The following is a 26,487-nucleotide window of genomic DNA, read 5'->3' on the forward strand; positions in this document are numbered from 1 at the left end:
CGCTTTGGCCGAAGGGTCTGGGGCCCGGTCCGAGCCCGATCAGAGGACGTTGCATGGGAATCAGGGACGCATTTGGCCTGACATTTTCGGGCGCCACCGAAGCCGGGTTCACGCCTTACAGTCAGGCGGTCCGTGAACTGCTGTGCTTCATCGGCGATCCGGTTGCCTCCGTCGACCGTTCCATCGCGGAAAATCCCGGTTTCGTCATGGCGCATGTCTTCAAGGGCTATCTCTTCGGCCTCGCCACCGAGCGTGAAGCGACGATGGTGGCCAGGGCTTGCCATCAGGCAGCCCTGCCGCTCGCCGCCACGACGCGCGAGGAGGCGCATGTCGTGGCCCTCGGCCACCTCGCCAATGGGCGCTGGCATGACGCCGCCAGGGTCCTCGAGGATATCGCCATCGAGACCCCTCTCGACGGGCTGGCGCTGCAGGTCGGGCACCAGATCGACTTCTTCACCGGCAATGCCCGCATGTTGCGCGACCGCATCGCCCGCGCCTTGCCGTCCTGGCAAAGCGACATGCCGGGTTACCATGCCGTCCTGGGCATGCAGGCCTTCGGGTTGGAGGAGATGGGCGACTATACCAGGGCCGAAAAGCTTGGCCGCGCGGCGGTGGAGATCGAGCCACGCGACGGCTGGGCGCAGCATGCGGTCGCCCACGTCATGGAAATGCAGAGCCGGCAAAGGGATGGCATCGCCTGGATGCGCGCCAATCCCGAGGCCTGGACAAAGGAGAGTTTCCTGCAGGTGCACAATTGGTGGCATCTGGCGCTGTTTCACTACGATCTCGGCGAAACCGATCAGGTGCTGGCCCTCTATGACGGACCGATCTATGGCACACCCTCGGCGATGGCGCTGAACATGGTCGATGCGTCGGCGGTTCTGTGGCGATTGCATCTCGGCGGCGTCGATGTCGGCGACCGCTGGACAACGCTCGCCGCCAACTGGCCCAAGGCCGGCGCCGGCGACTACGCCTTCAACGATGCCCACGCGATGATGGCCTTCGTCGGCGCCGGCCTCGACGGACCCGCCCTTGCCTTGCTCGAGGCGCAGCGCGAAGCGATGCATGGCAGCGGCGACAACGCCGCTTTCACGCGGGATGTCGGCCATCCCTTAACGCTGGCGATCAAGGCGTTCGGCGAGGGCAGATACACCGACGTCGTGCAGCTGATCCGGCCGATACGGGCGATCGCCAACCGCTTCGGCGGCAGCCATGCACAGCGCGATGTCATCGACCTGACGCTGATCGAGGCGGCGTTGCGGGCCGGTGACGGCGCCATGGCAAGAGCGCTCACGGCCGAGCGGTCGATGGCGCGGCCGGACAGTCCGCTGTCGGTGCTGCTTGCGCGACGTACGGCCGATTTGTCAGAGAATTGACCCGAAGCCGATCTTGCCTTAAAAACTGGCTCGGCCAGATTTTTTCGGGATCCGAAAAAAATAAGGACGTGGGAGGAAAACATGTATCTCGGCCTCGACCTGGGCACGTCGGGCGTCAAGGCGCTGCTGATCGATGCCGGACAGACCGTCGTCGGCTCCGGCCATGGTTCGCTTGACGTTTCGCGACCGCATCCCGGCTGGTCCGAACAGGACCCGTCCCACTGGATACGCGCCTGCGAAGACGCGATCGCCGAACTGAAGACCTCCCATCCCAGGCAGTTCGCGGCGGTGAAAGGCATCGGCCTGTCTGGCCAGATGCATGGCGCGACCTTGCTCGATGCGGCCGACGAGGTGCTGCGACCCTGCATTCTGTGGAACGACACGCGCAGCCATGTCGAGGCAGCGGCGCTCGACGCCGACCCGCGCTTCCGCGCGCTGACCGGCAACATCGTCTTTCCCGGCTTCACCGCGCCGAAACTCGCCTGGGTGAAGAACAACGAGCCCGCCATCTTCGCGAAAGTGGCAAAGGTCGTGCTGCCGAAGGATTTTCTGCGGCTTTGGCTGACCGGCGAGCACATTTCGGAAATGTCCGACTCGGCCGGCACGTCCTGGCTCGACGTCGGCCAGCGCCGCTGGTCGGCGGACCTGCTCGCGGCCACCTTCCTTGACGAGAAGCAGATGCCGTCGCTGGTCGAGGGCACGCACAAGGCCGGCGGTCTGCGCGCCGAATTGGCATCGAAATGGGGTATTGGGGCTGGCATCCCGATCGCCGGCGGCGCCGGCGACAACGCGGCTTCGGCCTGCGGCATGGGCACGGTCAGTGCCGGCCATGCCTTTGTCTCGCTCGGCACGTCGGGCGTATTGTTTGCCGCCAATGCATCCTACCTGCCCAATCCGGCAAGTGCTGTGCACACCTTCTGCCATGCGCTGCCCGACACCTGGCACCAGATGGGGGTCATCCTGTCGGCGACCGATTCGCTCAACTGGCTGTCGGAGATCACCGGAAAAGGCGCTGGCGAGCTGACATCGGAACTCGGCGACGCGCTCAAGGCGCCGAGCGGCGTGTCCTTCCTGCCCTATCTTTCGGGCGAACGCACACCGCACAATGATTCGGCCATTCGCGGTTCCTTCACCGGGCTGGCGCATGAATCGAGCCGTGCCGTGCTGACGCAGGCTGTGCTCGAAGGCGTCGCCTTCGCCTTCCGCGACAGCCTCGAAGCCTTGAAGACGGCCGGCACCACATTGACACGGGTGACGGCGATCGGCGGCGGCTCGCGGTCGCGCTACTGGCTGAAGGCGATCGCCACCGCGCTGCAGATGCCGGTGGACATTCCCGCCGACGGCGATTTCGGCGCTGCCTTCGGTGCGGCAAGGCTCGGCCTGATCGCGGCGACGGGGGCGGATCCGCTGACCGTGTGCTCCGCGCCAAGGACGGATGGCACGATCGAGCCGGATGCGGCGCTCGGCGGCGCTTACGCTGACGCCTATCACCGCTACCGGGCACTGTACCCGGCAATTCGAGCTGTAACCGCATGAGTAGGCGCGAGGCGCCGCCCTCTGCCCTGCCGGGCATCTCCCCCTCAAGGGGGGAGATCGGCAGCTTCGACGCCGGCGCTGCTCTCCCAACGTCGGCAATTGGCGATGGTCAGGATAGCAGCCCATCGCCCCCCTGGAGGGGGAGATGGCCGGCAGGCCAGAGGGCGGCGCCTCGCACCTCCCTTACCCCGTTGGCCTCACTGCGCCGGCACTTTGTCCAAGAAGCCGGTGACGCTCTTCAGGCGGCCGTTCTCGATGATGCCGATGTCGGTGCCTTCGATCACCGAAGGGACGCCTTCAGGCCCGAGATTCCAGGAAAAGCGGATCTTGTCGGCGAACCCATCCGGCGCGCCCTTCAGCGAGAACCGGAAGCCGGCAAAGCGTTGCTGCACGCCGGCGATCAGTGCCGCGACGCCTTCATGGCCGTCGCCCTGCATCAGCGGATCGCGGTAGCTGACGTCTTCGGTGAAGGTGGCCTTGAGCAATTCGGCGCGCTGGCTGGCGTCGCTTTCGTTCCAGGCGGTGATGTAGCCTTCGGCGATTTTGTTGAGGTCGATCAAGGTCTGTCTCCTTTGTTTGATGGCTTTGACATCAGCCTTTTCGGCCAGCCCGGAACCGAAACCAATTACGCCTGAGGTAATCAGGCCGGACTATTCGAGAGAGGACAGGAAACATGAGCAGCGGATTTTTCGGCGACATCCAGAAGATCAAGTATGAGGGGCCGGATTCGACAAATCCGCTGGCCTACCGGTTCTACAATCCTGACGAGGTGGTGGCCGGCAAGCGGCTGGAAGATCATCTGCGCTTCGCCGTCGCCTACTGGCATTCCTTCGCCTGGCCCGGCGGCGACCCGTTCGGCGGCCAGACCTTCGACCGACCCTGGTTCCCCAAGGCCGGCGGAATCGACACGATGGAACTGGCGAAGCTCAAGGCCGATGTCGCCTTCGAGATGTTCTCGCTGCTCGGCGCGCCCTATTTCTGCTTCCACGACGCCGATGTGCGGCCGGAGGGCAAAGATTTCTCCGAAAGTGCTGCCCGTCTCGACGAGATCGCGGACTATTTCGCTGGCAAGATGAAACAGACCGGCGTCAAGCTGCTCTGGGGCACCGCGAACCTGTTCTCCAACCGCCGCTTCATGTCGGGCGCCGCCACCAACCCCGATCCGGACGTGTTTGCGTATGCGGCGGCGACGGTGAAGAGCTGCATCGACGTCACCAAGCGGCTGAAGGGCGAGAACTATGTGCTGTGGGGCGGCCGCGAGGGCTATGAGACGCTGCTCAACACCGATCTTGCCCGCGAGCAGGAACAGGCCGGCCGCTTCCTCAACCTCGTCGTCGACTACAAGCACAAGATCGGTTTCAAGGGCACCATCCTGATCGAGCCGAAGCCGCAGGAGCCGACCAAGCACCAGTATGACTATGATGTCGCCACCGTTTACGGCTTCCTCAAGCGCTTCGGGCTGGAGAAGGAGGTCAAACTCAACATCGAGCAAGGCCACGCGATCCTCGCCGGCCATTCCTTCGAGCACGAGCTGGCGCTGGCCAACGCGCTCGGCGTCTTCGGTTCGATCGACATGAACCGCAACGACTACCAGTCGGGCTGGGACACCGACCAGTTCCCCAACAACGTGCCGGAAATGGCCCTGGCCTACTACCAGGTCCTGCAGGCCGGCGGCTTCAAGACCGGCGGCACCAATTTCGACGCCAAGCTGCGCCGCCAGTCGCTCGATCCGCAGGACCTGCTGATCGGCCACATCGGTGGCATGGATTCCTGCGCGCGCGGCCTCAAGGCAGCGGCTCGCATGGTCGAGGACAAGGCGTTGTCGGGTCCGCTGGCCGAGCGCTACGCCGGCTGGAACAGCGCCGAGGCCAAGGCGATGCTGTCGGGCAAGCGCACGCTGGAAGACATCGCCGAGCGCGTGGTGAAGAAGAAGATCGAGCCGCAGCCGCGCTCCGGCCGCCAGGAATTGCTGGAGAATATCGTCAATCGTTACGTCTGACGCCCGACGTCTGGACCGACATCTGCCGGATGTGGCTGAAAGCCGCCGTGATCGCCTTTTGCTAGTCCGCTCTCCTGAAGGGAGATGACAATGGAAAACGGGCCGATCACGGTGCGCAAGGCGCGGCTGAGCGATCTTGTGGCTCTCAAAAAGGTGCTGCGGGAGACGTTCGAGGGCACCTGGCTGCCGCACATCACCCAGGCATCGGCGCAGCGCTATGTCGAGACCGACCTTGGCGGGCATTACGTCGAGGAGAGCTGGCCGGAATTCACCATTGCCGAGATCGATGGCGAGGTTGCCGGCGTGATCCATTGGCGCGGCGATTTCATCGAAGCTTTGCATGTCAGGGTCAGCCGTCAGGGCCAGGGCGTCGGCGGCAGGCTGCTGGCGCACGCCGAACAGGCTATCCGCGCTGCCGGATACCGCCAGGTGCGGCTCGAGACCGATACGTTCAACGAGCGCGCCCAGAATGTCTACAAAGCGGTCGGCTATATCGAAAAAGACCGCTATCCCGACGATGAATGGGGCAGCGGCTTCACCACCGTGCTGTTCGAGAAACGGCTGGGCTAAACGTCACCTCATTCGGACTTTGGCGTGCGGAACGGCTTTGCGCCAAGAGGCGGATCCGGCGACAAGGTTTTGCCCCTTCGCGCCCCTCAATCACCTCGCTCTTGCCTTCAAACAGCCGTCACGTATCTCGTATAAGAGTGACGTTGTGGCGGGTGAAAAGGAAGGAGGCGAACCGATATGCAGCACGAACGCGAAATCGACGCCCTGCTCTCATCCGGCGAGACCGGATCGATCATCGACCGGCTGATGGCGCTGCCGCGGCCAACAGACGACGTGAAAAACCAATGGGATCGCGCCGTCAGCAACCGTTTTGAAGTCCGGCTGGTGAGACAGATGCGCTCACAGATCGACGCCGGCAGCGATCGCCGGAACGCAGCTTAACCGCGACGAAGCCTGACCGGGGCTTCGCCGAACGCTCTTGAAAACGCTCTGGAAAATGCCGCGGCGGACGAGAAACCCGTCCGCCCGGCAATATCAGCCATGGCCACCCGCGTGTCGACCACCAGCCGGCGCGCCGCGCCCAGGCGTAGCCTGAGATAATAGGCTCCTGGCGTCTCGCCGATCGACTTGCGAAAAATGCTTTCCAGTGTTCGCGCCGTGACCCCGGCACGCCTGGCTATGGCTTCTATGGTCAGCGGCTGGTCGACATGCGCTTCCATCAGCCGGATGGCCTGCGCCAGGCGTGGATCGTAGCCGTCGAGCCGGCCAAGCGAGACCAGCGGCTGCGCATCGGTCGCCACGCGCGCCTGATCGTAAATGAACGCGCTCGCCACATCCAGCGCTACGGCCATGCCGAGCCGGGTACGGATCAAATGCAGCATCAGGTCCAGGGTCGGAGACGCGCCGCCCGTGGTGAACACCGGACCATCGATGATGTAGCGATCGGGGCGCACGTCGACGCCCGGAAAGGCAGACGAAAAATCCTCCATATCCTCCCAATGGGTGGTGGCGCTGCGCCCTTCGAGCAAGCCGGCGCGCGCCACCAGCCAAGTGCCCGCCTCGACGCCGCCGCAGGCGCGAGCCGACCGCGCCGCGCGGCGCAGGCCGGCAAGCAAGGCCGACGTGGCATAGTTCTGCGTGCCGAAGCCCGCGACCACGATCAGGACATCGGTCGGTTCAGTAGCATCGAACCGGCCGCTGACCGCCACGGGCAGGCCGCATGTCGTGACCGGCGCCTCGCCGGTCACCGAAACCAGCTTGAAGTCGAACAGCGTTTCGCCGGCGATGCGATTGGCGGCACGCAAGGGGTCGACGGTGCATGCCACGCACATGATGGAAGCACCGGAAAACACCAGCAACGTCACCTTGAGCGGCGATTGCTCGGCACGAAAGATTGTCGTTCTTTCGTTTTTTGTCATGCGGGCTTCGTAAACCGTAAAACAGCATTGCGCAAGTCGCGCAATGTTATGCCTCTGTTTGAATTGGGAGGAGAATTCCATGCCGCTTGCGATGAACCGTGAGGTTTTCATTACCTGTGCCGTGACCGGGTCCGGCGGCTCGCAGGATCGCAGCCCGCATGTGCCGCGTTCGCCCAAGCAGATCGCCGATTCGGCCATCGACGCTGCCAAGGCCGGTGCGGCGATCGTGCATTGCCACGTCCGCGACCCCGAAACCGGCAAGCCCAGGCGCGACGTGCATCTTTACCGCGAAGTGACCGAGCGCATCCGCGACGCCAACGTGGACGTGATCCTCAACCTCACCGCCGGCATGGGCGGCGACATGGTGTTCGGCTCGCCGGAAGCGCCGCTGCCGCTCAACGAGAAGGGCACCGACATGGGCGGCGCCACCAACCGCATGGAACACGTGCGCCAATGCCTGCCGGAGATCTGCACGCTCGACTGCGGCACCATGAACTTCGCCGAGGCCGACTATGTCATGACCAACACGCCCGGCATGCTGCGCGCCATGGGCGGCATGATGACAGCGCTCGGCGTCAAGCCGGAGATCGAGGCCTTCGACACCGGCCATCTCTGGTTCGCCAAGCAGCTGGTCGAGGAAAAAGTGCTCAATGCCGACGCGCTGGTGCAACTCTGCATGGGGGTGCCGTGGGGCGCGCCCGACGATCTCAACACGTTCATGGCCATGGTCAACAACGTGCCGTCGACCTGGAACTGGTCGGCCTTCGCCATCGGGCGCAACCAGATGGCCTATGCGGCGGCCGCGGTGCTCGCCGGCGGCAATGTCCGCGTCGGTCTGGAAGACAATCTCTGGCTCGACAAGGGTGTGCTGGCGACCAACGCGCAGCTGGTCGAGCGCGCCGCCAGCATCGTCACCAATCTTGGCGCCAGGATCCTTGGCCCCGAGGAAGTGCGCAAGAAGCTCAACCTGACCAAGCGGGCGCCGATCGCTGCAGCTGCATAAAGCGGGGGCTGAGATGACAACCGTCAAATTCACCGCGATGAAGGATGGCGACAAGGACGATTACGAGTTCCTGACTGCCCATGAAATCGACTATGCCGCCAAGACCGGCGATCGCCTGCTCGACGCGCTGGTTCAGCTCGACGAGGGCCTGTCCGGCTACAAGATCACTCGGCTCGGCCATTCGCTCCAGGCGGCGACTCGCGCCTGGCGTGACGGCGCCGACACCGACTGGATCGCCTGCGCGCTGCTGCACGATATCGGCGACATCTACGCGCCCTACAATCATGACGAATACGCCGCTTCGATCCTGAAGCCCTTCGTGCGCGAGCAGTGCACCTGGGTGGTGGAAAAGCACGGCGACTTCCAGCGCCTCTATTACGCGCACCATCTAGGCGGCAACCGCCATGCCCGCGAACGCTTCGCCGGCCACGCCTATTTCGACGATTGCGACCAGTTCTGCGAACGCTGGGACCAGTCGAGTTTCGACCCCGACTACGAGACGCTGCCGATCGAGTTCTTTCGGCCCTTCGTGCTCGAGGTGTTTGCCCGCAAGGCCTACGATGCAGCCGTCATCCGCGCCGGCGAGCGCGTGCCCCTGATCGATCCCGAAACCGCCAAGACAAGAACCGGAGCTTCCGCATGAGCATCATCAACAAGGCGGCCGCCATTGGCGGCGGTGTCATCGGCGCCGGCTGGGTGGCGCGGCTGCTCTTGAACGGCATCGACGTGTCGATCTTCGATCCGGACCCGGAAGCCTCACGCAAGGTCTCTGAAGTGATGAAGGGTGCGCGCCGCGCCTACAGGCAGATGGTGCCCGGCGGCCTGCCGACGGAAGGCAAGCTGACCTTCGCCAAGACCATCGCCGAGGCGGTCGCCGATGCCGACTTCATCCAGGAGAGCGTGCCGGAACGACTCGACCTCAAGCACCGCGTGCTGGCCGAGATCGACACGCACGCGCCGGCCAATGCCATTGTCGGTTCTTCCACCTCCGGCATCAAGCCGACCGACATGCAGGTGGCGATGAAGAAGCATCCGGAACGGCTGGTCGTGGGCCACCCGTTCAACCCGGTCTATCTCCTGCCGCTGGTCGAGATCGTCGGCGGCGAGCAGACCTTTCCCGAGGCGATCGAAGTCGCCAAGGAGATCTACGCCTCGATCGGCATGAAGCCTGTCGTCATCCGCAAGGAGATCGAGGCCTTCGTCGGCGACCGCTTGCTCGAAGCGGCATGGCGCGAGGCGCTGTGGCTGATCAAGGATGGCATCTGCACTGTCGAGGAACTCGACGACATCATGCGCTACGGTTTCGGCCTGCGCTGGGCGCAGATGGGCATGTTCCAGGTCTATCGCGTCGCCGGCGGCGAGGCCGGCATGCGCCACTTCATGGCGCAGTTCGGGCCTTGCCTGAAATGGCCATGGACCAAGCTGATGGACGTGCCGGAGTTCAACGACGAGCTGGTCGATCTGATCGCCACCCAGTCTGACGACCAGGCGCATGGCCTGTCGATCCGCGAGCTGGAAAAGATCCGCGACGACAATCTGGTCGCGATCATGGATGCGCTGTCGAAGCAGAACAAGGGCAAGGGCTGGGGCGCCGGCGCGCTGCACAAGGACTACACCAGGCAGCTTGCCAAGCTGGCGGCGAAGAAGCCTACGGCCTCGAAGGCGGCTGAGAAGGCCAAGGCCTCCAAGCCGGTGAAGAAGGCGGAAAAGCCGAAGAAAAAGAAGAAGGGCTGAGGCCATGGATTTCGGTCTGTCGGAAGAGCAGAAGCTCATCGTCGAGACGACGCGTGCCTTCGTCGAGAACGAGCTTTACCCGCATGAGCGTGAAGTCGAGCGCACCGGCGTGCTGCGCCGCGACCTGATCGAGGAGATCAAGGCCAAGGCGATCGAAGCTGGTCTCTACGCCGCCAACATGCCGGCGGATGTCGGCGGCGCCGGCCTCGATACGGTGACCTGGCTGCTCTATGAGAAGGAACTCGGCCGCGCCAACTACGCGCTGCACTGGACCTGCGTGGCGCGCCCTTCCAACATCCTGCTTGCCGGCACGCCGGAACAGCGCGAAAAATACCTGTTCCCTTGCATCCGTGGTGAGAAATGGGACTGCCTGGCGATGACGGAGCCCGGCGCCGGCTCCGACCTGCGCGGCATGAAGGCGACCGCGGTGCAGGATGGCGACGACTGGGTGCTGAACGGCACCAAGCATTTTATCAGCCACGCCGATCTCGCCGACTTCGCCATCGTCTTCATGGCTTCGGGCGAGGAGGATTCGCCGCGCGGCAAGCGCAAGAAGATCACTGCCTTCTTCGTCGACAAGGGCACCAAGGGTTTTGCCGTGCGCGACGGCTACCGCAACGTCTCGCATCGCGGCTACACCAACGCCATCCTCGAATTCGACGATTGCCGGTTGCCTGCCTCCCAGGTTCTGGGCGAAGTGCACAAGGGATTCGACGTCGCCAATTCATGGCTCGGCGCCACCCGCCTGCAGGTCGGCGCCACCTGTCTCGGCCGCGCTGAACGTGCGCTCGGCCACGCGGTGGAGTACTCCGCGCAGCGCCAGCAGTTCGGCCAGCAGATCGGCAAATTCCAGGGCGTGTCGTTCAAGCTTGCCGACATGGCGACGGAGCTGAAGGCCGCCGACCTGATGGTGTTCGAAGCCGGCTGGAAGTACGATCAGGGCACCGTCACCGACCAGGATATGGCCATGGCCAAGCTGAAGGCCACCGAGATGCTGGCATACGTTGCCGACGAGGCGATCCAGATCCATGGCGGCATGGGGCTGATGGACGACCTGCCGCTGGAGCGCATCTGGCGCGATGCCCGCGTCGAACGCATCTGGGAAGGCACATCGGAGATTCAGCGACATATTATTTCGCGGGCGTTGCTGCGTCCGTTCGGAGCTTAGAGCATGATGCGCCAAAGTCCGGATCCGGCTTTGTCGGACAAACGAGGTCGTTTGTCCTGACACCACGCTCAAACGAAAAGATGACCATGCATAAACTCGAACGTCTCCTGCGCCCGAAATCGATCGCCGTCTTCGGTGGCGTGCAGGCCGCCGCCGTCGTGGCGCAGTCGATCAAGATGGGCTTTGCCGGCGAGATCTGGCCGGTGCACCCGACCAAGGACGAGGTTGCCGGACGCAAGGCCTATCGTTCGGTGGCCGACCTGCCCGGCGCGCCGGATGCCGCCTTTGTCGGCGTCAACCGGCACCTGACCATCGAGGTGATCAAGGCGCTGGCCGAGCGTGGCGCCGGAGGCGCCGTCTGCTTTGCCGCCGGCTTCCTCGAAACCGAGGCCTATGACGATGACGGCGAACGGCTGCAGGCCGAACTGGTCGCGGCCGCCGGCCAGATGCCGATCATCGGCCCGAACTGCTATGGCCTGATCAACTATGCCGACGGCGCGCTTCTGTGGCCCGACCAGCATGGCGGCATCAGGCTGGACGAGGGCGGCAAGGGTGTCGCCATCATCACCCAGTCCTCCAACATCGCCATCAACATGACGATGCAGAAGCGCGGCCTGCCGATCGCCTTCCTGATGACCGCCGGCAACCAGGCGCAGACCGGTCTCTCCGAAATGGCGCTCGGCCTGATCGAGGACGATCGCGTCACCTCGCTCGGCCTGCACATCGAGGCCTTCGATTCGGTAGCCGGCTTCGAAAGGCTGGCGGCTCGCGCTCGCGAGCTGAAGAAGCCGATCATCGCCATGAAGGTCGGTCGCTCCGAACAGGCGCGGCAGGCGACCGTCTCGCACACCGCCTCGCTTGCAGGCTCCGACGCCGCATCCGGAGCCTTCCTGAGGCGGCTCGGCATTGCGCGCGTCGATTCCATCCCGGCCTTCATCGAGGCGCTGAAGCTGCTGCACATCACCGGCCCGCTGCCCGGCTACCGCCTGTCGTCGATGAGCTGTTCGGGCGGCGAGGCTTCCGTCATGGCCGACAGCGCCGAAGGCCGATGGGTCAACTTTCCGGTTCTGACGGAAAAGCACCGCGCCCACGTCAAATCGACGCTTGGACCGCTGGTCGCGGTCGCCAACCCGCTCGACTACCACACCTTCATCTGGAACAACGAACCGGCGATGACCGCCACCTTCACCGCCATGGTGTCGGGCGGCTTCGACTTGAACATGCTGGTGCTCGACTTCCCGCGCCCAGACCGCTGCTCGGTCACCGATTGGTGGGCGACGCTGCGCGCCTTCGAATCGGCGCTGAAAACCAACAAGGCGCATGGCGCCATCGTTTCCTCTCTGCCGGAGAACCTGCCGGAGGAATACACCGCCGAACTGATGGCGCGCGGCATGGTGCCGTTGTTCGGCATTTCCGAGGCCATGGATGCCGCCGGCGCGGCAGCCTTCATCGGCTGGGCATGGGCTGAACCGCAGGCGCAGCCGGTTGACACCTCCGCTGCCGGTGCCGCCGGCGGCGAGCATGTCACGCCTGACGAGGCCGAAGCCAAGGCGCGACTGATCAAGGCCGGGCTTCCCGTGCCCAAGGGCGAACGTGCTGGCAATGCGGTCGAGGCGGTGATCTCGTCCATGGCGCTCGGCTTTCCCGTCGCCCTGAAGGCGCTGGGCGTCACCCATAAATCCGAGGTCGGCGCGGTCCGGCTCAACCTCAAGGACGCCGAATCCGTCAGCACGGCGGCCCATGATCTGCTGCCGCTCGGCACCGGCCTCTATGTCGAACGCATGGTACGCGACGGCGTCGCCGAGCTGATCGTCGGCTTCACCAGGGATCCGATGTTCGGCGCGGTGATGACGCTGGGCACCGGTGGCGTGCTGGTCGAATTGCTGCGTGACAGCGTCACCTTGATGCTGCCGGCTACCCGCGACGACATCGAGGCGGCATTGCGCGGCCTGAAGCTGTTCCCGCTGCTCGAAGGCTATCGCGGCCGGCCGAAGGCCGACGTGGCGGCCGCCATCGACGCCATAGCGGGCATTGCTTCCTTCGTGCAGAAGAATGCCGGCGACATCGAGGAACTCGACATCAACCCGCTGATCGTCTGCGTCGAAGGCAAGGGTGCCTGGATCGCCGACGCGCTGCTGGTGCTGGGAGAAAACAAGAATGTCTGACGTCATTTCAACCCGCCGCGAAGGCTCGATCCTCGAGGTCACGCTGGACCGGCCCAAGGCCAACGCCATCGACCTCAAGACCTCGCGGCTGATGGGCGAAACCTTCAAGGCCTTCCGCGACGATCCGGAATTGCGCGTCGCCATCGTCAAGACCGCTGGGGACAAGTTCTTCTGCGCCGGCTGGGACCTGAAGGCCGCCGCCGGCGGCGACGCGGTCGACGGCGATTATGGCGTCGGCGGCTTTGCCGGCCTGCAGGAGCTGCGCGATCTGAACAAGCCGGTCATCGCCTGCGTGAACGGCATGGCGGTCGGCGGCGGCTTCGAGCTCGCGCTGTCCTGTGACCTCATCTACGCCTCCGACCACTCCTCCTTCGCGCTGCCCGAAATCCGTGCCGGCACGCTGGCCGACGCGGCGACGATCAAGCTGCCGAAGCGCATTCCCTATCATGTCGCCATGGACCTTTTGTTCACCGGCCGCTGGATGGATGTCGCCGAGGCGCATCGCTGGGGCCTGGTCAACGAAGTTCTGCCGAAGGAAAAGCTCGAGGACCGCGTCTGGGAGATCGCAAGACTGCTCGCCAGCGGCCCGCCGCTGGTCTTCGCCGCGATCAAGGAGACCGCACGGGTGGCCGAAGCGCTGACCTTCCAGGATGCCATGAACCGGGTGACGCGCCGGCAACTGGCGACGGTCGACGCCCTCTACGGATCCGAGGACAATATGGAAGGTTTCCGGGCTTTTGCGGAAAAGCGCGATCCGGTGTGGAAGGGTAAGTGAGCCTGAGGAGATGATAGCGCGCTCAACCTTGGCAGTTCGTCAAACAGCCGTGACCGACTACAAAACCCTCATCGACGCCGAGACCTGGGCTTTCATCGAGCGGACCAATTCCTACTATCCGCCCGATACGATCGACTACACGATCACCCAGCAGCGCGAAATCTACAACCGCATGTGCCGGGAATTCTTTGCCGGCTATCCAGAAGGCGTCGCGGTCGAGACTTCCTCAATAGCGACGTTGACGCACAACATCCCGATCCGCATCTACCGCACCGGCCCGCAGCCGGCGGCGGCGGTGCTCTACATCCATGGTGGCGGTTTCATCCTTGGCGGGCTGGACAGCCACGACGATGTCTGCGCCGAGCTCTGCGCCCGCACCGGTTACGAGGTGGTCTCGGTCGATTACCGGCTGGCGCCGGAGCATCTGCATCCGGCAGCCTTCGACGATGCGCTGAACGCGTTCGAGTGGGCCGCCCGGACTTACGGCGCCCCCATCCTGCTTTGCGGCGACAGCGCCGGCGGCAATCTCTGCGCCGCTATTGCCCACGCCACGCGCGGCCACCCGAAACGGCCGGTCGGCCAAGTGCTGATTTATCCCGGCCTCGGCGGCGACCGCTCGAAGGGATCCTATGTCACGCACGCGGAAGCGCCGATGCTGACCATGCGCGATCTCGAATTCTACAAGCACATTCGTACCGGCGGCGCGGACCGTACCGGCGATCCGACACTGTCGCCGCTGGCCGACACCGACTTCGCCAACCTGCCACCGACGGTCCTGATCACGGCGCAATGTGACCCGCTGTCTTCAGATGGCGAGGCCTATCGTGACCGCATCGTCGCGGCTGGCGGGCACGCGACCTGGTTCGAGGAACCGGGACTGGTACACGGCTATCTCAGAGCCCGGCATACGGTCGGCCGCGCCCACGCGAGCTTTACCCGCATTGTCGACGCGGTAGCCGCGCTTGGACAGGGAACCTGGCTCTGGTGAGCATTTTTCTCGTCTAACGCCGTCTCACGCCACAGAGCGTGCCGCCGCCCGGCCGGCGCTGCGTCCGGAAAAGATGCAGCCGCCGAGGAACGTGCCTTCCAGTGCGGCATAGCCATGCACACCACCGCCACCGAAACCGGCGGCCTCGCCCACGGCATAGAGCCCGGGCACCGGCTGGCCGTCCTCGCCCAGCACGCGGCTGTCGAGATCGGTCTGCAGACCGCCCAGCGTCTTGCGGGTCAGGATGTTGAGGCGAACCGCGATCAGCGGGCCGTTCGCCGGGTCGAGCATTTTGTGCGGCCTGGCCGTGCGGATCAGCCTGTCGCCGAGATAGGCGCGGGCGCCGCGCAGCGCGGTGACCTGCATGTCCTTGGAGAACGGATTGTCGAGTTGCCTGTCGCGGGCGCGGATCTCGCGCTCGACCTGGGCGAGATCGAGCAGCGGCTCGCCGCCGACCAGCGCATTCATGCGCGCGACCAGCTTTGAAAGGTCCGCCTCGACGATGAAATCCTCGCCCTTCTCCATAAAAGCCTTGACCGGTCCCGGGATGCCTGAGGTGGCACGGCCAAGCACCTGTCGCCAGCTCTTGCCGGTCAGATCCGGATTCTGCTCGGAGCCCGACAGCGCGAACTCCTTCTGGATGATCTTCTTGGTCAGGATGAACCAGGAATAGTCGAAGCCGGTGCTCATGATGTGGCTGAGCGTGCCGAGCGTGTCGAAGCCGGGATAAAGCGGCACCGGCAGGCGTTTTCCCCTGGCATCCAGCCACAGGGAGGACGGGCCGGGCAGGATGCGGATCGCATGATCGGTCCAGATGGGCGCCCAGTTCCTGATGCCCTCGACATAATGCCACATGCGGTCGCGGTTGATGATCGAACCGCCAGCGGCCTCTGTGATCGCCAGCATGCGGCCATCGACATGGTCGGGCACGCCGGTGATCATCCGCTTCGGTGCGGTTCCCAGGCGTTTGGGCCAGTTCTCCCGCACCAGTCGATGGTTGGCGCCGATGCCGCCGGAGGCGACGATCACCGCTTGCGCACGCAGCTCGAAATCGCCTGCAATTTCACGCGAACTCTTGCGGCCGCGCTCGACGGTGCTGGGCTCGAGGATGTCGCCGCGCACGCCGGTCACCACAGCGCCCGTCCGCGTCAGTTCATTGACCCGGTGGCGGAATTCGAAGCTGACCAATCCACGCTTTTGCGCCTCGCGCACGCGCAGGACAAAAGGTTCGAGCACACCCGGGCCCGTGCCCCAGGTGATGTGGAAGCGCGGCACCGAATTGCCGTGGCCGATGGCATTGCCGCCGCCACGCTCGGCCCAGCCGACCACGGGAAAGAACTTCAGGCCGCGCTCAATCAGCCAGGAACGTTTCTCGCCGGCGGCGAAGCCGACATAGGCCTCCGCCCATTTGCGCGGCCAGAAATCCTCCGGCCGGTCGAAGGCGGCGGTGCCCATCCAGTCCTCAAGCGCCAGATCATGCGAATCACGGATGCGCATGCGCCGCTGCTCCGGCGAATCGACGAGGAACAACCCGCCGAAGGACCAGAATGCCTGGCCGCCCAGCGACTGCTCCGGCTCCTGGTCGACGATGATGACCTTCTTGCCGGCATCGGCAAGCTCGGCGGCGGCAACCAGCCCGGCAAGGCCGGCGCCGACAATGATCACGTCCGCGTCGTCAGCCATTTTTCCTCCCAGAATTAGCCGGCTAACGCAATTTCAGGCAAAGTGTAAGCGGTTTTCCGTCCGGAATTGCGTCAAACAAAGAGTCAGACGGCCTCCCAACCGTCCTTGCCGCCGGCGCGGAAGATGGCGTCGATGACCTTCTGGTTGAGCACGGACTCTTCCAGCGTGAAGACACGTTCCTTGCCGCCCTGTGCAGCACGCGCGAAAGTCTCGACCTCCAGCCGGTATTGCTGCGTGCCGGGGAAGCGGAACACCTGCGCCTCGGTGTGGTTCTGGTTGTGCAGTTCGACGCGATGGTGATCGTAGAGCCCGGCATTGAACGGTGAAAACACCTCGATGAACCCTTTCTCGCCGTGGAACACCATCACCTGGCGCGCCGCCATTTGCGTCGAGAGGTAAAAGGACAGTTCGAAGTCGCCGAAATCGGCGCGGATCGAGGAGTAGACGTCGGTGCCGAATTTCTTGTCGCGCTCGATCGTCGCCTGCACACGGCTAGGCTCCTTGCCGGTCGAGAACCGGGTCGACACCGTCGGGTAGACGCCAATATCGGGCAGCGCGCCGCCACCAAGATCGAGCTGGTTGCGCATGTTGTTGGGGTCGACATTGTAGTAGGAGAACGCCCCCTGCACATGGCGCAGCCGGCCAATGGCACCGCTGGCGATGAGGTCGCGCACCTTGATCCATTGCGGGTGGTAGATGACCATGAAGGCTTCGCAGACCAGCACCTTCTTGGCGTCGCGCAGCTTGATCAGCGGCGCGATATCCTTGGCATCGAGCGCCAGCGGCTTTTCGACCAGCACATGCTTGCCGGCTTCTATGGCTTTCGCCGTCCATTCGACATGTTGCGAGGTCGGCAGCGGGATGTAGACGCCGTCGACTTCCTTGGAGGCGAGCAATTCCTCATAGGAACCGAACGCATGGCGCGCGCCGAACCTTTCGGCCAGGGCCCTGGCCTTCGACAAATCGCGGCTGGCGATCGCCGACAGCACGCCGTTCTCGGCCTCGACCATTGCCGGCAGCAAATGCTCGCGGCCAATCTTGGCCGTCGACAATACACCCCATCGGAACATCACGCTTCTCCATGTCGGTTACAGGCGATGAGGTTTGCCCGAAATCGATGGAAAAGCCAATGACAAGCTCGGCCCTCGTGTCAGCCGCGTCTGCCGGTCAGCGTCATGTCAAAGTCGACGATGTTCGAATAGAGCGGCGTGCCGACATCCATGCCATAGCGTGACCTGAGTACCTTGCCGGTGACATGGAATTTGATCGTGCCGGCCTTGAGGCCACCAAGCTCCGCGGTAAATTTTTCCGGAAAAGTCTTGCCGCGCGCCGTCAGCCGACCGGTGACCAGCGCCGTGGTGTCGCTGGTTCGTGTCACGCTGGTCGAGCGGAACTGGATTTCCGGACTGTTGGCAACGTCGAATACCGCGTCCGAGCGCAGGAAGGCATCGATACGACCCTGGCCGGTGCCGACGCTTTCGGGAAAGATGGTGAAATTGACCTGCGAGCGAGCGACGTCACTGTTATCGATGCGGATCGAGCCCTTGAAGTGGGCGAAGGCGCCGTTGAGGCCGCCGCCACCGACCTTGCCTATGGAAAAATGGATGCTCGAACTGGCCGGGCTGATCGCGTAGCTGCCTGCGGCGTCGCCAAGCGCGACGGCCGCGAAGACAGGCGTGGCAATGCAAGCGGCAACCGCCGCAAATCCAAGGATGCGCGCAAACATGGGAATGTTCCTTTTTGGAGGCAACGCTTTTCGCGTCCTCGCCCCACGAACGAACGGACCGCCCGTTCTATTCCCCACTTGACGAAGGCGTGATCATGCGGGTGAGCACGTTGTCCCTGAGCCTGAAATGGTGCCGCAGCGCGGCCGCGACATGCAGCACGACCAGGGTGATGCCGGCATAGGCGAGATACCAGTGCGCCGCGGCCCAGAAGCTTTCCGCCGCGTCCGATTCCACCAAAGGCAGGTTGGGCATCACGAACAGGTCGAACGGCATGGTCGGGATTTCCAATGTCGAAACCGAAACCAGCGCCCATCCCGACAGAGGCAGGGCGATCTGGAAGGCATAGAGCGCCAGATGGGCGAGCGGCGCCGTACGCCGCTCGAGGGCGCCGACCGAAGCCGGCAAGGGCGGCGCCGAATTGCCAAGCCGCCACGCGACGCGCAAGATGATGAGGCCGAGCAACAGAAAGCCAAGGGATTTGTGCAATTGGATCAGTTCGAAGGCCGTACGCTGGCTCTCGGTCCGTACCATGATGAAGCCGAGGGCGAACTGGCCGATGAAGATGATGCCGATCAGCCAGTGGAGGATGATCGTCGCCCAGCCATAGCGGGTCGTGCTGTTGGTGATTGACTGCATGGTGGAAGAACGAATGTCAGGACAGCTTTCTTCCAGCGCTCTTCACCTTGTGGGGGTGAGCAGCCGGTTCTCCACAGGCGAATTCATCGTGCCAGTGGCACGATGAAAGGCCGGCGAACGCCGGGACGCTGCTAAGCTGCGGGGACCCGCCGGGCTCACCAATTGTCAACCCGGCCCTTCGGAGGCTCAGGGCGTTCGAAGTTCGAAAAGCCAAGCAATTGGCTTTTCATCCGCTACGCGGACCACTTCTCACCCTTGAAGAAATCCACAAACGCTCTCAGCGCCGGCCGCATCTGCCGGCGGCTCGGATAATAAACGAAAAACCCGTCGAAGGGTGGGCACCAGTCTTCCAGCACGCGGATCAGCCTGCCGTCGGCGAGCGGCGTGCGGACATAGGGCTCGAAGACGAAGGCAAGCCCGGCGCCATCGATGGCCGCCTGGGCGATCAGATGGTCCTCGTCGAGGATCAGCGGCCCTTGCGCGGCGATCTCGATCTCCTTGCCACCCTTCTCGAATTCCCAGCGGTAGAGGATGCCGCTGGAGAAGCGGAAGCGGATGCAGCGATGGTCGGCGAGGTCGCGCGGGTGACGCGGCCTGGCGTTAGCCGCGAAATAGGAGGGCGCGCCAACCACCGCGCCACGCATGTCCGGCCCGATGCGCACCGCGATCATGTCGCGCTGCAGGCTCTCGCCGAGCCGCACACCTGCATCGAAGCCGCCTTCGACGACGTCGGTAAAGCGGTCCTCGATGACAATCTCCAGCACGATGTCGGGATAGGCTGATGCAAAGGCGCCCAGCCGGGGCGTCAGCACCAGGTGCGCGGCGGTGCGCGGAACGCTGAGCCGCAGATTCCCGGCCGGCCGGTCGCGCGCCTCGACCGCCGTCTCCAGAGCCAGGTCGATCTCGGATAGCGCGGGACGCAGCCGCTCCAGCAACTGCGCGCCTTCCTCGGTCGGCGCGACGCTACGCGTGCTGCGCGCCAGCAGCCGCACGCCAAGCCGCGCCTCCAGGCTGGACACGGCATGGCTGACCGCCGACGGCGCGATGGCCAATTCCCTCGCCGCACCGCGAAAACTGCCGCATTGGGCCACGGTTGCCAGCACTGCGAGCTGTGAAAGATGTGCTCGGTTCATTGATCTATATTCTAGAACGACCTGTGCTCAAATGAGCCGATTATCGAACACAAGGCAAGGCCCTACCTTCCCGGCATCACAACAAGGAGACGCGTGATGCAAACCCGCAAACTCGGTACTGAACTCGAAGTCTACCCGGTCGGCCTCGGCTGCATGGGAATGAGCTTCGCCTATGGCGGCCAGCCGGAGGCGGAGGCGATCGCCACTTTGCATCGCGCCGTCGAGATCGGCGTCAATTTCTTCGACACAGCGGAAGTCTACGGTCCTTACGAGAACGAGATCCTGCTCGGCAAGGCGCTGAAGTCGGTGCGGAGCAAAGTGACGATCGCCACCAAATTCGGCTTCAAGATTCAGGAGGAAGGCACGGGCCTCGACCGCATGGCCGGCGTCGACAGCCGTCCCGAGCACGTCAAAGCTGTCGCCGAGGCCTCGCTGAAGCGGCTCGGCACCGATGTCATCGACCTCTACTACCAGCACCGCGTCGACCCCAACGTTCCGATCGAGGACACGGTCGGCGCCATGGCCGAACTGGTGCTCGAGGGCAAGGTGCGCGCGCTCGGTCTCTCGGAGGCGAGTGCCGCCACCATCCGCCGGGCGCACGCCATGCATCCGATCGCGGCCGTGCAGAGCGAATACTCGCTGTGGAGCCGCGACCCGGAAGACGAGGTTTTGGCCGTCTGCCGCGAACTCGGCATCGGCTTCGTGCCCTATAGCCCGCTCGGCCGCGGCCTGCTGACAGGTGCAATCGCCAAGCCGGAAACCTTGAGCGACAGCGATTGGCGCCGCACCTTGCCACGGTTCCAGGCGGATGCCATGGCGGCCAATGCCAAGGTGGTCGCCACTCTGGAGAAGATGGCCGCTGAAAAGGGCGTTACGTCGGCGCAGTTGGCGCTCGCCTGGGTGTTGCACCAGGGCGATTTCATCGTGCCGATCCCCGGCGCTCGAAAGATCCGCCATCTGGAGCAGAACACGGCGGCGGCCGGGATCGCGCTGAGCGCGGCGGAAGTGGCGGCGATCGGCGATGCGCTGTCGCCGGACAAGGTGATGGGCAAGCGCTATACGGAGGAGTTGCTGACGCTGGTGAATGGGTAGGGGCAGCACCCACTGGTGTTCAGAGGTTGGCGCGCAGAACCCTCTACCAAGGGACCACACAAATCTCGGGCCAGGTCACCTGCGCCCGCGCGCCCTTCGCTTCATGTGTGCGCTGATTGTCCATCACCCGGTTGGGGGTGATGCGAAACGAAAAAATATCGTCCAGCCCGAACGGCGCCACCAGCTCCAGCTGGCCATCAGCGCCGTATCGGACGCCCACAGCATGCGTCTTCGAGGCGAAATGGCTGATGGATTCGCTCGCGCTCGTATAGCGCGGGCAGGGCTGCCCGAATTTCTGAGGATACCACAAATGCACCCGCGCCTGGTTGCGCACCTCGACCGGCAGCGCCAACCCCTCGAAATGCAGCGCGGCCCGGCGGATCACAGTGTCCTCCGCCTCATAGGACAGATCACGATCATCGAAGTAGAAGAGATCAACGTCCTTGATGCCGTAGCCCGACGGCTTGCCGGTCAGATGGTTCCAGACGCTGTTGTAGAGCGCGCCGGAGACCACCAGCCAGTTCGGAAGATCGAGCGCACGGGCACGCAGCAGTGCTTCGCTGACGAGCGCATCGCTCGAAACGATGTCGAGAAACGCCGCGCGCTGTGCTTCGAACGGCAGCCCGGAATAGCGCAGATGGTCCATCGCCCTTTGGAGGGCGATTCGCCATCACGGCGCAATCCTCTAAGCGCGCAGCACACCGCCGGTCTGCTTGCCGACATTCTCGACGATGCGCTTGGCCAGCGCCTCGAAATCCTCGTCGGTCAGCGTCTTCTCGACCGGCTGGATCGATACTTCGACGGCGATCGACTTCTTGTCGGCGCCGAGCGATGCACCTTCGAAGATGTCGAACACCGAGACGCCAGTAATCAGCTTCTTGTCGGCGGCCAATGCGGCGCGAACAAGCGTGCCGGCCTCGACCGACTTGTCTACGACGAAAGCAAAATCGCGCTTCACGGCCTGGAAGGCGGAGAGCTCCAGCTTCGGCTTGGTCTTGGTCGGCTTGGCCTTCGGCTCGGGCACGGCGTCGACGAACACTTCGAAGCCGCAGAGCGGGCCGGAAACATCGAGCCCTTCCATTGTCTTGGGATGGAACTCGCCGAACGTGCCGAGCACGGTCTTCGGCCCGAGCTTGATCGTGCCGGAACGGCCGGGATGGTACCAGGCCGGACCGCCCGCCTCGATCTGCAGCCGGTCTACCGGCGCGCCGCAGGCTTCGAGCGCTGCGATGGCATCGGCCTTGGCGTCGAACACGCCGACCGGGCCGGAATTGCCGGCCCAATTGCGGCCGGAACCGTCGAGCTTGGCGGTGCCGCGGCGCACGCCGGCGGCGACGCGCCGTTGCTGGTCGGCGCCGTCGCCCTCGTAGGTGCCCGAGACCTCGAACAGCGCCACATCGCCAATGCCCTTGTCGGCATTGCGCTGGGCGGCTGCGATCAGCCCTGGCAGCAGCGACGGCCGCATGTCGGACATGTCGGCGGCGATCGGGTTGGCGAGTTTCAGCGCCGTCTGGCCGCCGCCGAACAGTTCGGCGTGTTTGGCCGGGATGAACGACCAGGTGAAGGCCTCCATCATGCCGCGCACGGCAAGCGCGCGCTTGGCGGTGCGGGTACGGACCTGCAGCGTGGTCAAGATCTTCGAATTGACCGCGTCATGCGCGCCGAGCGGCTGCGGTGCGATGTTGTCGACGCCATGAATGCGCATCACTTCCTCGACCAGGTCGGCCTTGCCGTCGAGATCGGGACGCCAGGACGGCACCGCCACATCGACGACATCGCCCGACCCTTGAGGCTTGAAGCCGAGGCGCGACAGGATGTCGAGGCATTCCGCCTTCGGTACCTCGATCCCGGTCAGCCGCGTCACCTCAGATAGCGGGAAGGAAACGATCTTGTCGACATGCCCGGCATAGCCGACGACCTCGGTCTGCGCCGGCTCACCGCCGCACAGATCGAGCACCAGCCTCGTCGCCAGTTCGATGCCGGGGACCATGAATTCAGGATCGACACCGCGCTCGAAGCGGTAGCGCGCATCGGTGATGATGCCGAGCGCGCGGCCGGTGCGGGCGGTAGTGATCGGATGCCAAAGCGCCGATTCGATGAGCACGTCCGATGTGTTCTCGTCGCAGCCCGAATGCTCGCCACCCATCACGCCGGCAATCGATTCGACGCCATCATCGTCCGCGATGACGCACATCTCCGGTGTCAGCGTGTATTCGCGGCCGTCGAGTGCCAGCACCCGTTCGCCATCCTTCGCGCGACGCACGACGAGATTGCCCGCAACCTTGCTGGCATCGAACACATGCAGCGGCCGACCGCGATCGAAAGTGACGTAGTTGGTGATGTCGACCAGCGCGCTGATCGGCCTCAGACCAATGGCGATCAGCCTCTGCTGCAGCCATTTCGGCGACGGGCCGTTCTTGACGCCGCGCACCAGCCGCAGAGCGAAACCGGGGCAAAGCTCCGGCGCCTCGATCACCACCTTGACCGGCGTCTCGCCCTTGCCGGGGATCGCCTCGACCGCACCGCTTTTCAGCGTGCCGAGCCCGCTCGCCGCCAGATCCCTGGCGATGCCGTAGACGCTGGTCGCGTCCGGCCGGTTCGGCGTCAGATTGATCTCGATGACCGGATCGTCGAGATGCGCATAGGACGCGAAGCTGGTGCCGACCGGCGCGTCGGCCGGCAGGTCGATGATCCCGTTGTGTTCGTCCGACAGTTGCAGCTCGCGCTCGGAACACATCATGCCATGGCTTTCGACGCCACGGATCTTGCCGACCGTCAGCGTCACGTCGATGCCGGGCACATAGGTGCCGGGCGCGGCGAAGGCGCCGATCAGTCCGGCGCGGGCGTTCGGCGCACCGCAGACGACCTGTACGGGAGGCTTGCCGTCGCCGGTATCGACGGTGAGTACGCGCAGCCTGTCGGCGTCGGGATGCTGAACCGCCGTCAACACCTTGGCGATGACAAAGGGTTTCAGGCCTGACTTGTCGTCGACATGCTCGACTTCGAGGCCGATCGAGGTCAGCCGCTCGACGATCTCGTCGAGCGTGGCGTCGGTCTCGAGGTGATCCTTGAGCCAGGAGAGGGTGAATTTCATGGGACTGTTCCGTCTGGTCTTGTGACGCTTGTTTTAAGATGTCTGGGCAAGTCGTCGGACATGTGCAGGAAAGGGAGTTGCTCGCCTACATAGGCATGCTGCGTCGGCGTGAAAGCGGCCGGCATGTCCATCGCGCCGAGCATGAAATAGATGTCATCTTCAAGCCGGTCGTCGACATAGGCGATCGGCGAACCACAGATGCCGCAGAACGAGCGCGTCACCGGACCGTTCTCGTACATCTTCAGCGACTTGCCGGTGAACATCACCTTGTCGACCGGGAAGCCGACAAAGGCCGACACCGGCGCGCCGCTGGCTCGCCGGCAATCGCCACAATGGCAATAGCTGACGTGGTGCGGTTCAGCCGAAGCCTCGAACCGCACGGCGCCGCAACGACAGCCGCCGGCGTGGGGCCCTGTCATGCGCTCAGGCCCCCAAACAGTGTCGGCATGTCGAGCGGCCGGAAACCGTAATGCGACAGCCACCGCACATCGGCGTCGAAGAAGGCGCGCAGGTCCGGCATGCCGTATTTAAGCATGGCGATGCGGTCGATGCCCATGCCCCAGGCAAAGCCCTGATACTCGTCGGGATCGAGCCCGCCGGCGCGCAGCACGTTGGGATGCACCATGCCGCAGCCGAGGATCTCCATCCAGTCGGAGCCTTCGCCGAAGCGCACTTCGCCGGGCCGCGAGCGGTCGCACTGGATGTCGACCTCGAGGCTTGGCTCGGTGAACGGGAAGAAGGACGGCCGGAAGCGCATCTTGACCGAGGGCACCTCGAAGAACGCCTTGCAGAACTCTTCCAGCACCCATTTCATGTTGGCGACGTTCGCCGTTTTGTCGATCACGAGCCCCTCGACCTGATGGAACATCGGCGAGTGGGTGGCGTCGGAATCCTGCCGGTAGGTCTTGCCCGGAATGACGATGCGGATCGGCGGCTTCTGCTTCTCCATTGTGCGGATCTGCACCGGTGAGGTGTGGGTGCGCAAAAGCTTGCGCTCGCCCTTCTCATCCGGCTGGAAGAAGAAGGTGTCGTGCATCTCGCGCGCCGGATGGCCTTCCGGGAAATTCAGCGCGGTGAAATTGTAGTAGTCGGTCTCGATATCGGGACCTTCGGCGATGGCGAAGCCGAGATCGCCGAAGATGGCCGCGATCTCGTCGATGACCTGGCTGATCGGATGGATGCGGCCGCGCTCGGCCGGCGATTGCCGCACCGGCAGGGTCACGTCGACCTTCTCGGCGGCCAGGCGCGCGGCGATGGCGACGTCCTTCAATTCGGCCTTACGAGCCGTCAGCGCCTCGGTGACGCGGTTCTTGAGGCCGTTGATGGCGGGGCCTTTGACCTGGCGCTCCTCGGCGGTCATGGCGCCAAGTGTTTTCAGCATCTCGGACACGGTGCCCTTCTTGCCGAACGCAGCAATGCGCACGGCCTCGATGGCCGGTTCGTCAGCGGCCGAGGCGATGTCGGCAAGCAGTGAAGCTTCCAGGGTTTCAAGATTTCCAGCGGTGGCGTTCACGGCGAAACTCTCTCGATCGGCGACCGATACCATTTTGGTTTCGGTGTCACCATTTTGGTTACATCAGGCATAAGAAAAACCCGCGCCAGCCGTGCCAGCGCGGGTTCCCCAAAATCAGAATTGCGAATGCTTGGGAAGCGCTGGTCTTAGGCGACAGCGCTTTCAAAAGCGTTCGGCGTGGTGTTCTTCAGATATTCGAGCGCGACCTTGGCCTTGGCGACCAGGGCGGCGAAAGCCTGCGGCTCATGGATGGCCATGTCGGACAGGATCTTGCGATCGATCTCGATGCCGGCCTTGTTGAGGCCGTCGATGAAGCGGCCATAGGTCAGGCCGTGCTCGTGGGTCGCGGCGTTGATGCGCTGGATCCACAGCGCACGGAACGAGCGCTTGCGGTTCTTGCGGTCGCGGTAAGCGTACTGCAGCGACTTTTCCACCGCCTGCTTGGCGATGCGGATGGTGTTCTTGCGGCGGCCGTAGAAGCCTTTCGCGGCTTTCAGGACCTTCTTGTGCTTGGCGTGAGCGGTGACGCCTCTCTTTACGCGTGCCATGTCATGATCTCCTTAAAAGCAATTCCAGGAAAAGTGCCTTGCGGTTTTCCGTTCGGAATTGCGTAAAAACAAATACGTTCCTGAAACCGAATGCTCAGAGGCCGTTCGGCAGAAAATTCTTGATGACCTTCTTGCCATCCGGTTCAGCCAGAACCATCGTGCCGCGGGCATTTCGAATGAACTTGTTGGAACGCTTGATCATGCCGTGACGCTTGCCGGCCGCAGCCGACAGGACTTTACCCGTACCTGTGATCTTGAACCGCTTCTTGGCGGCCGACTTGGTTTTCATCTTGGGCATTTTGCTACTCCGTATTGTTGGCGCACTATCGCGCTTCTTGTTCGCTCCGGGCCGACCAAAGCCCGAAAAGCAAATGAAACCGCCACGGCAT

At 64.0% G+C, this 26,487-nt stretch carries 26 protein-coding genes; 13 read left to right on the forward strand and 13 right to left on the reverse strand.

Translation table 11 applies throughout. The features are described 5' to 3' along the window. Positions 1-53: 53 nt before the first annotated feature. Together EB233_RS02260 and xylB are read left to right on the forward strand one after the other, a co-directional pair. Positions 54-1,376, forward strand: coding sequence for a tetratricopeptide repeat protein (locus EB233_RS02260; protein ID WP_064990248.1), 1,323 nt, complete (start codon positions 54-56; stop codon positions 1,374-1,376). Between the two features lie 81 nt (positions 1,377-1,457). Next, on the forward strand, positions 1,458-2,912 hold the full coding sequence (xylB, locus tag EB233_RS02265) for a xylulokinase (protein WP_064990247.1): 1,455 nt from the start codon (positions 1,458-1,460) through the stop codon (positions 2,910-2,912). Between the two features lie 197 nt (positions 2,913-3,109). On the opposite strand, the gene EB233_RS02270 is transcribed toward xylB, so the two are convergent. Continuing rightward, positions 3,110-3,472, reverse strand: a complete 363-nt coding sequence (locus EB233_RS02270; protein ID WP_064990246.1) for a nuclear transport factor 2 family protein — start codon at positions 3,470-3,472, stop codon at positions 3,110-3,112. Between the two features lie 113 nt (positions 3,473-3,585). On the opposite strand from EB233_RS02270, the gene xylA reads away from it, so the two are divergent. From xylA to EB233_RS02285, 3 genes are all read left to right on the forward strand, one after another. Beyond that, the gene (gene xylA, locus EB233_RS02275) at positions 3,586-4,911 is read left to right on the forward strand and encodes a xylose isomerase (RefSeq protein ID WP_064990245.1); all 1,326 of its coding nucleotides are present in this window, start codon (positions 3,586-3,588) and stop codon (positions 4,909-4,911) included. A gap of 90 nt (positions 4,912-5,001) precedes the next feature. Next, positions 5,002-5,481, forward strand: a complete 480-nt coding sequence (locus EB233_RS02280) for a GNAT family N-acetyltransferase (protein WP_064990244.1) — start codon at positions 5,002-5,004, stop codon at positions 5,479-5,481. A gap of 177 nt (positions 5,482-5,658) precedes the next feature. Continuing rightward, entirely contained in the window at positions 5,659-5,862 is a 204-nt protein-coding gene (locus tag EB233_RS02285) for a hypothetical protein (protein WP_027053795.1), read from the forward strand. Here the strand turns inward: EB233_RS02285 and EB233_RS02290 are convergent. After that, complete coding sequence (locus EB233_RS02290; RefSeq protein ID WP_064990243.1) at positions 5,859-6,839, reverse strand: GlxA family transcriptional regulator; 981 nt, start codon at positions 6,837-6,839, stop codon at positions 5,859-5,861. The two genes, EB233_RS02285 and EB233_RS02290, sit on opposite strands and share 4 nt — an antisense overlap. A 79-nt stretch (positions 6,840-6,918) precedes the next feature. On the opposite strand from EB233_RS02290, the gene bcoG reads away from it, so the two are divergent. The 7 genes from bcoG (at position 6,919) to EB233_RS02325 (ending at position 14,672) form a co-directional block, all read left to right on the forward strand. Then, positions 6,919-7,842, forward strand: coding sequence for a 3-dehydrocarnitine:acetyl-CoA trimethylamine transferase BcoG (gene bcoG / locus EB233_RS02295; protein WP_064990242.1), 924 nt, complete (start codon positions 6,919-6,921; stop codon positions 7,840-7,842). A 13-nt stretch (positions 7,843-7,855) separates the two neighbouring features. Beyond that, positions 7,856-8,485 carry an HD domain-containing protein gene (locus EB233_RS02300; protein ID WP_064990241.1) on the forward strand — a complete coding sequence of 210 codons (630 nt, stop codon included), beginning with the start codon at positions 7,856-7,858 and terminating at the stop codon, positions 8,483-8,485. Next, a complete protein-coding gene (locus EB233_RS02305) occupies positions 8,482-9,576 on the forward strand; it encodes a carnitine 3-dehydrogenase (RefSeq protein WP_064990240.1) in 1,095 nt (364 codons plus the stop codon). The genes EB233_RS02300 and EB233_RS02305 overlap by 4 nt, the downstream gene beginning before the upstream one ends. Positions 9,577-9,580: 4 nt before the next feature. After that, entirely contained in the window at positions 9,581-10,744 is a 1,164-nt protein-coding gene (locus tag EB233_RS02310) for an acyl-CoA dehydrogenase family protein (protein ID WP_064990239.1), read from the forward strand. Positions 10,745-10,830: 86 nt separating this feature from the next. Then, on the forward strand, positions 10,831-12,909 hold the full coding sequence (locus EB233_RS02315) for an acetate--CoA ligase family protein (RefSeq protein ID WP_064990705.1): 2,079 nt from the start codon (positions 10,831-10,833) through the stop codon (positions 12,907-12,909). After that, positions 12,902-13,684: a carnitinyl-CoA dehydratase gene (locus EB233_RS02320; protein WP_064990238.1), complete on the forward strand. Its 783-nt coding sequence runs from the start codon at positions 12,902-12,904 to the stop codon at positions 13,682-13,684. Before EB233_RS02315 ends, EB233_RS02320 begins: the two co-directional genes overlap by 8 nt. A 49-nt stretch (positions 13,685-13,733) precedes the next feature. Then, complete coding sequence (locus tag EB233_RS02325; protein ID WP_064990237.1) at positions 13,734-14,672, forward strand: alpha/beta hydrolase; 939 nt, start codon at positions 13,734-13,736, stop codon at positions 14,670-14,672. Between the two features lie 24 nt (positions 14,673-14,696). On the opposite strand, the gene EB233_RS02330 is transcribed toward EB233_RS02325, so the two are convergent. The 5 genes from EB233_RS02330 to EB233_RS02350 all read right to left on the reverse strand — a co-directional run bounded on the left by EB233_RS02330 (position 14,697) and on the right by EB233_RS02350 (position 19,851). Continuing rightward, positions 14,697-16,355 (reverse strand): FAD-binding dehydrogenase, encoded by a 1,659-nt coding sequence (locus EB233_RS02330; protein ID WP_064990236.1) that lies wholly within the window; start codon positions 16,353-16,355, stop codon positions 14,697-14,699. A gap of 83 nt (positions 16,356-16,438) precedes the next feature. Beyond that, positions 16,439-17,425, reverse strand: a complete 987-nt coding sequence (locus tag EB233_RS02335; RefSeq protein WP_064990235.1) for a Gfo/Idh/MocA family protein — start codon at positions 17,423-17,425, stop codon at positions 16,439-16,441. 80 nt (positions 17,426-17,505) lie between these two features. After that, a complete protein-coding gene (locus EB233_RS02340; protein WP_064990234.1) occupies positions 17,506-18,081 on the reverse strand; it encodes a YceI family protein in 576 nt (191 codons plus the stop codon). A gap of 67 nt (positions 18,082-18,148) precedes the next feature. Further along, the gene (locus EB233_RS02345) at positions 18,149-18,718 is read right to left on the reverse strand and encodes a cytochrome b (RefSeq protein WP_064990233.1); all 570 of its coding nucleotides are present in this window, start codon (positions 18,716-18,718) and stop codon (positions 18,149-18,151) included. A 233-nt stretch (positions 18,719-18,951) separates the two neighbouring features. Next, entirely contained in the window at positions 18,952-19,851 is a 900-nt protein-coding gene (locus EB233_RS02350; protein ID WP_064990232.1) for a LysR family transcriptional regulator, read from the reverse strand. A gap of 96 nt (positions 19,852-19,947) precedes the next feature. Here EB233_RS02350 and EB233_RS02355 point away from each other — a divergent pair, with 96 nt between their 5' ends. Beyond that, entirely contained in the window at positions 19,948-20,943 is a 996-nt protein-coding gene (locus tag EB233_RS02355; protein ID WP_064990231.1) for an aldo/keto reductase, read from the forward strand. 43 nt (positions 20,944-20,986) lie between these two features. Here the strand turns inward: EB233_RS02355 and EB233_RS02360 are convergent, their stop codons facing one another. The 6 genes from EB233_RS02360 to rpmI form a co-directional block, all read right to left on the reverse strand. Continuing rightward, the gene (locus EB233_RS02360; RefSeq protein ID WP_064990230.1) at positions 20,987-21,589 is read right to left on the reverse strand and encodes a nucleotidyltransferase family protein; all 603 of its coding nucleotides are present in this window, start codon (positions 21,587-21,589) and stop codon (positions 20,987-20,989) included. Positions 21,590-21,628: 39 nt separating this feature from the next. Then, the gene (pheT, locus tag EB233_RS02365; protein ID WP_064990229.1) at positions 21,629-24,037 is read right to left on the reverse strand and encodes a phenylalanine--tRNA ligase subunit beta; all 2,409 of its coding nucleotides are present in this window, start codon (positions 24,035-24,037) and stop codon (positions 21,629-21,631) included. Next, complete coding sequence (locus EB233_RS02370; protein ID WP_064990228.1) at positions 24,034-24,456, reverse strand: GFA family protein; 423 nt, start codon at positions 24,454-24,456, stop codon at positions 24,034-24,036. The genes pheT and EB233_RS02370 overlap by 4 nt, the downstream gene beginning before the upstream one ends. After that, complete coding sequence (gene pheS, locus EB233_RS02375) at positions 24,453-25,583, reverse strand: phenylalanine--tRNA ligase subunit alpha (protein ID WP_064990227.1); 1,131 nt, start codon at positions 25,581-25,583, stop codon at positions 24,453-24,455. The genes EB233_RS02370 and pheS overlap by 4 nt, the downstream gene beginning before the upstream one ends. Before the next feature lie 113 nt (positions 25,584-25,696). Further along, a complete protein-coding gene (gene rplT, locus EB233_RS02380; RefSeq protein WP_027053776.1) occupies positions 25,697-26,098 on the reverse strand; it encodes a 50S ribosomal protein L20 in 402 nt (133 codons plus the stop codon). A 94-nt stretch (positions 26,099-26,192) separates the two neighbouring features. Next, a complete protein-coding gene (rpmI, locus tag EB233_RS02385; RefSeq protein ID WP_006201248.1) occupies positions 26,193-26,396 on the reverse strand; it encodes a 50S ribosomal protein L35 in 204 nt (67 codons plus the stop codon). Positions 26,397-26,487 lie beyond the last annotated feature (91 nt).

Origin of the sequence: Mesorhizobium erdmanii, from assembly GCF_013170725.1 — a bacterium.
In the GTDB taxonomy this organism is placed as follows: domain Bacteria; phylum Pseudomonadota; class Alphaproteobacteria; order Rhizobiales; family Rhizobiaceae; genus Mesorhizobium; species Mesorhizobium erdmanii.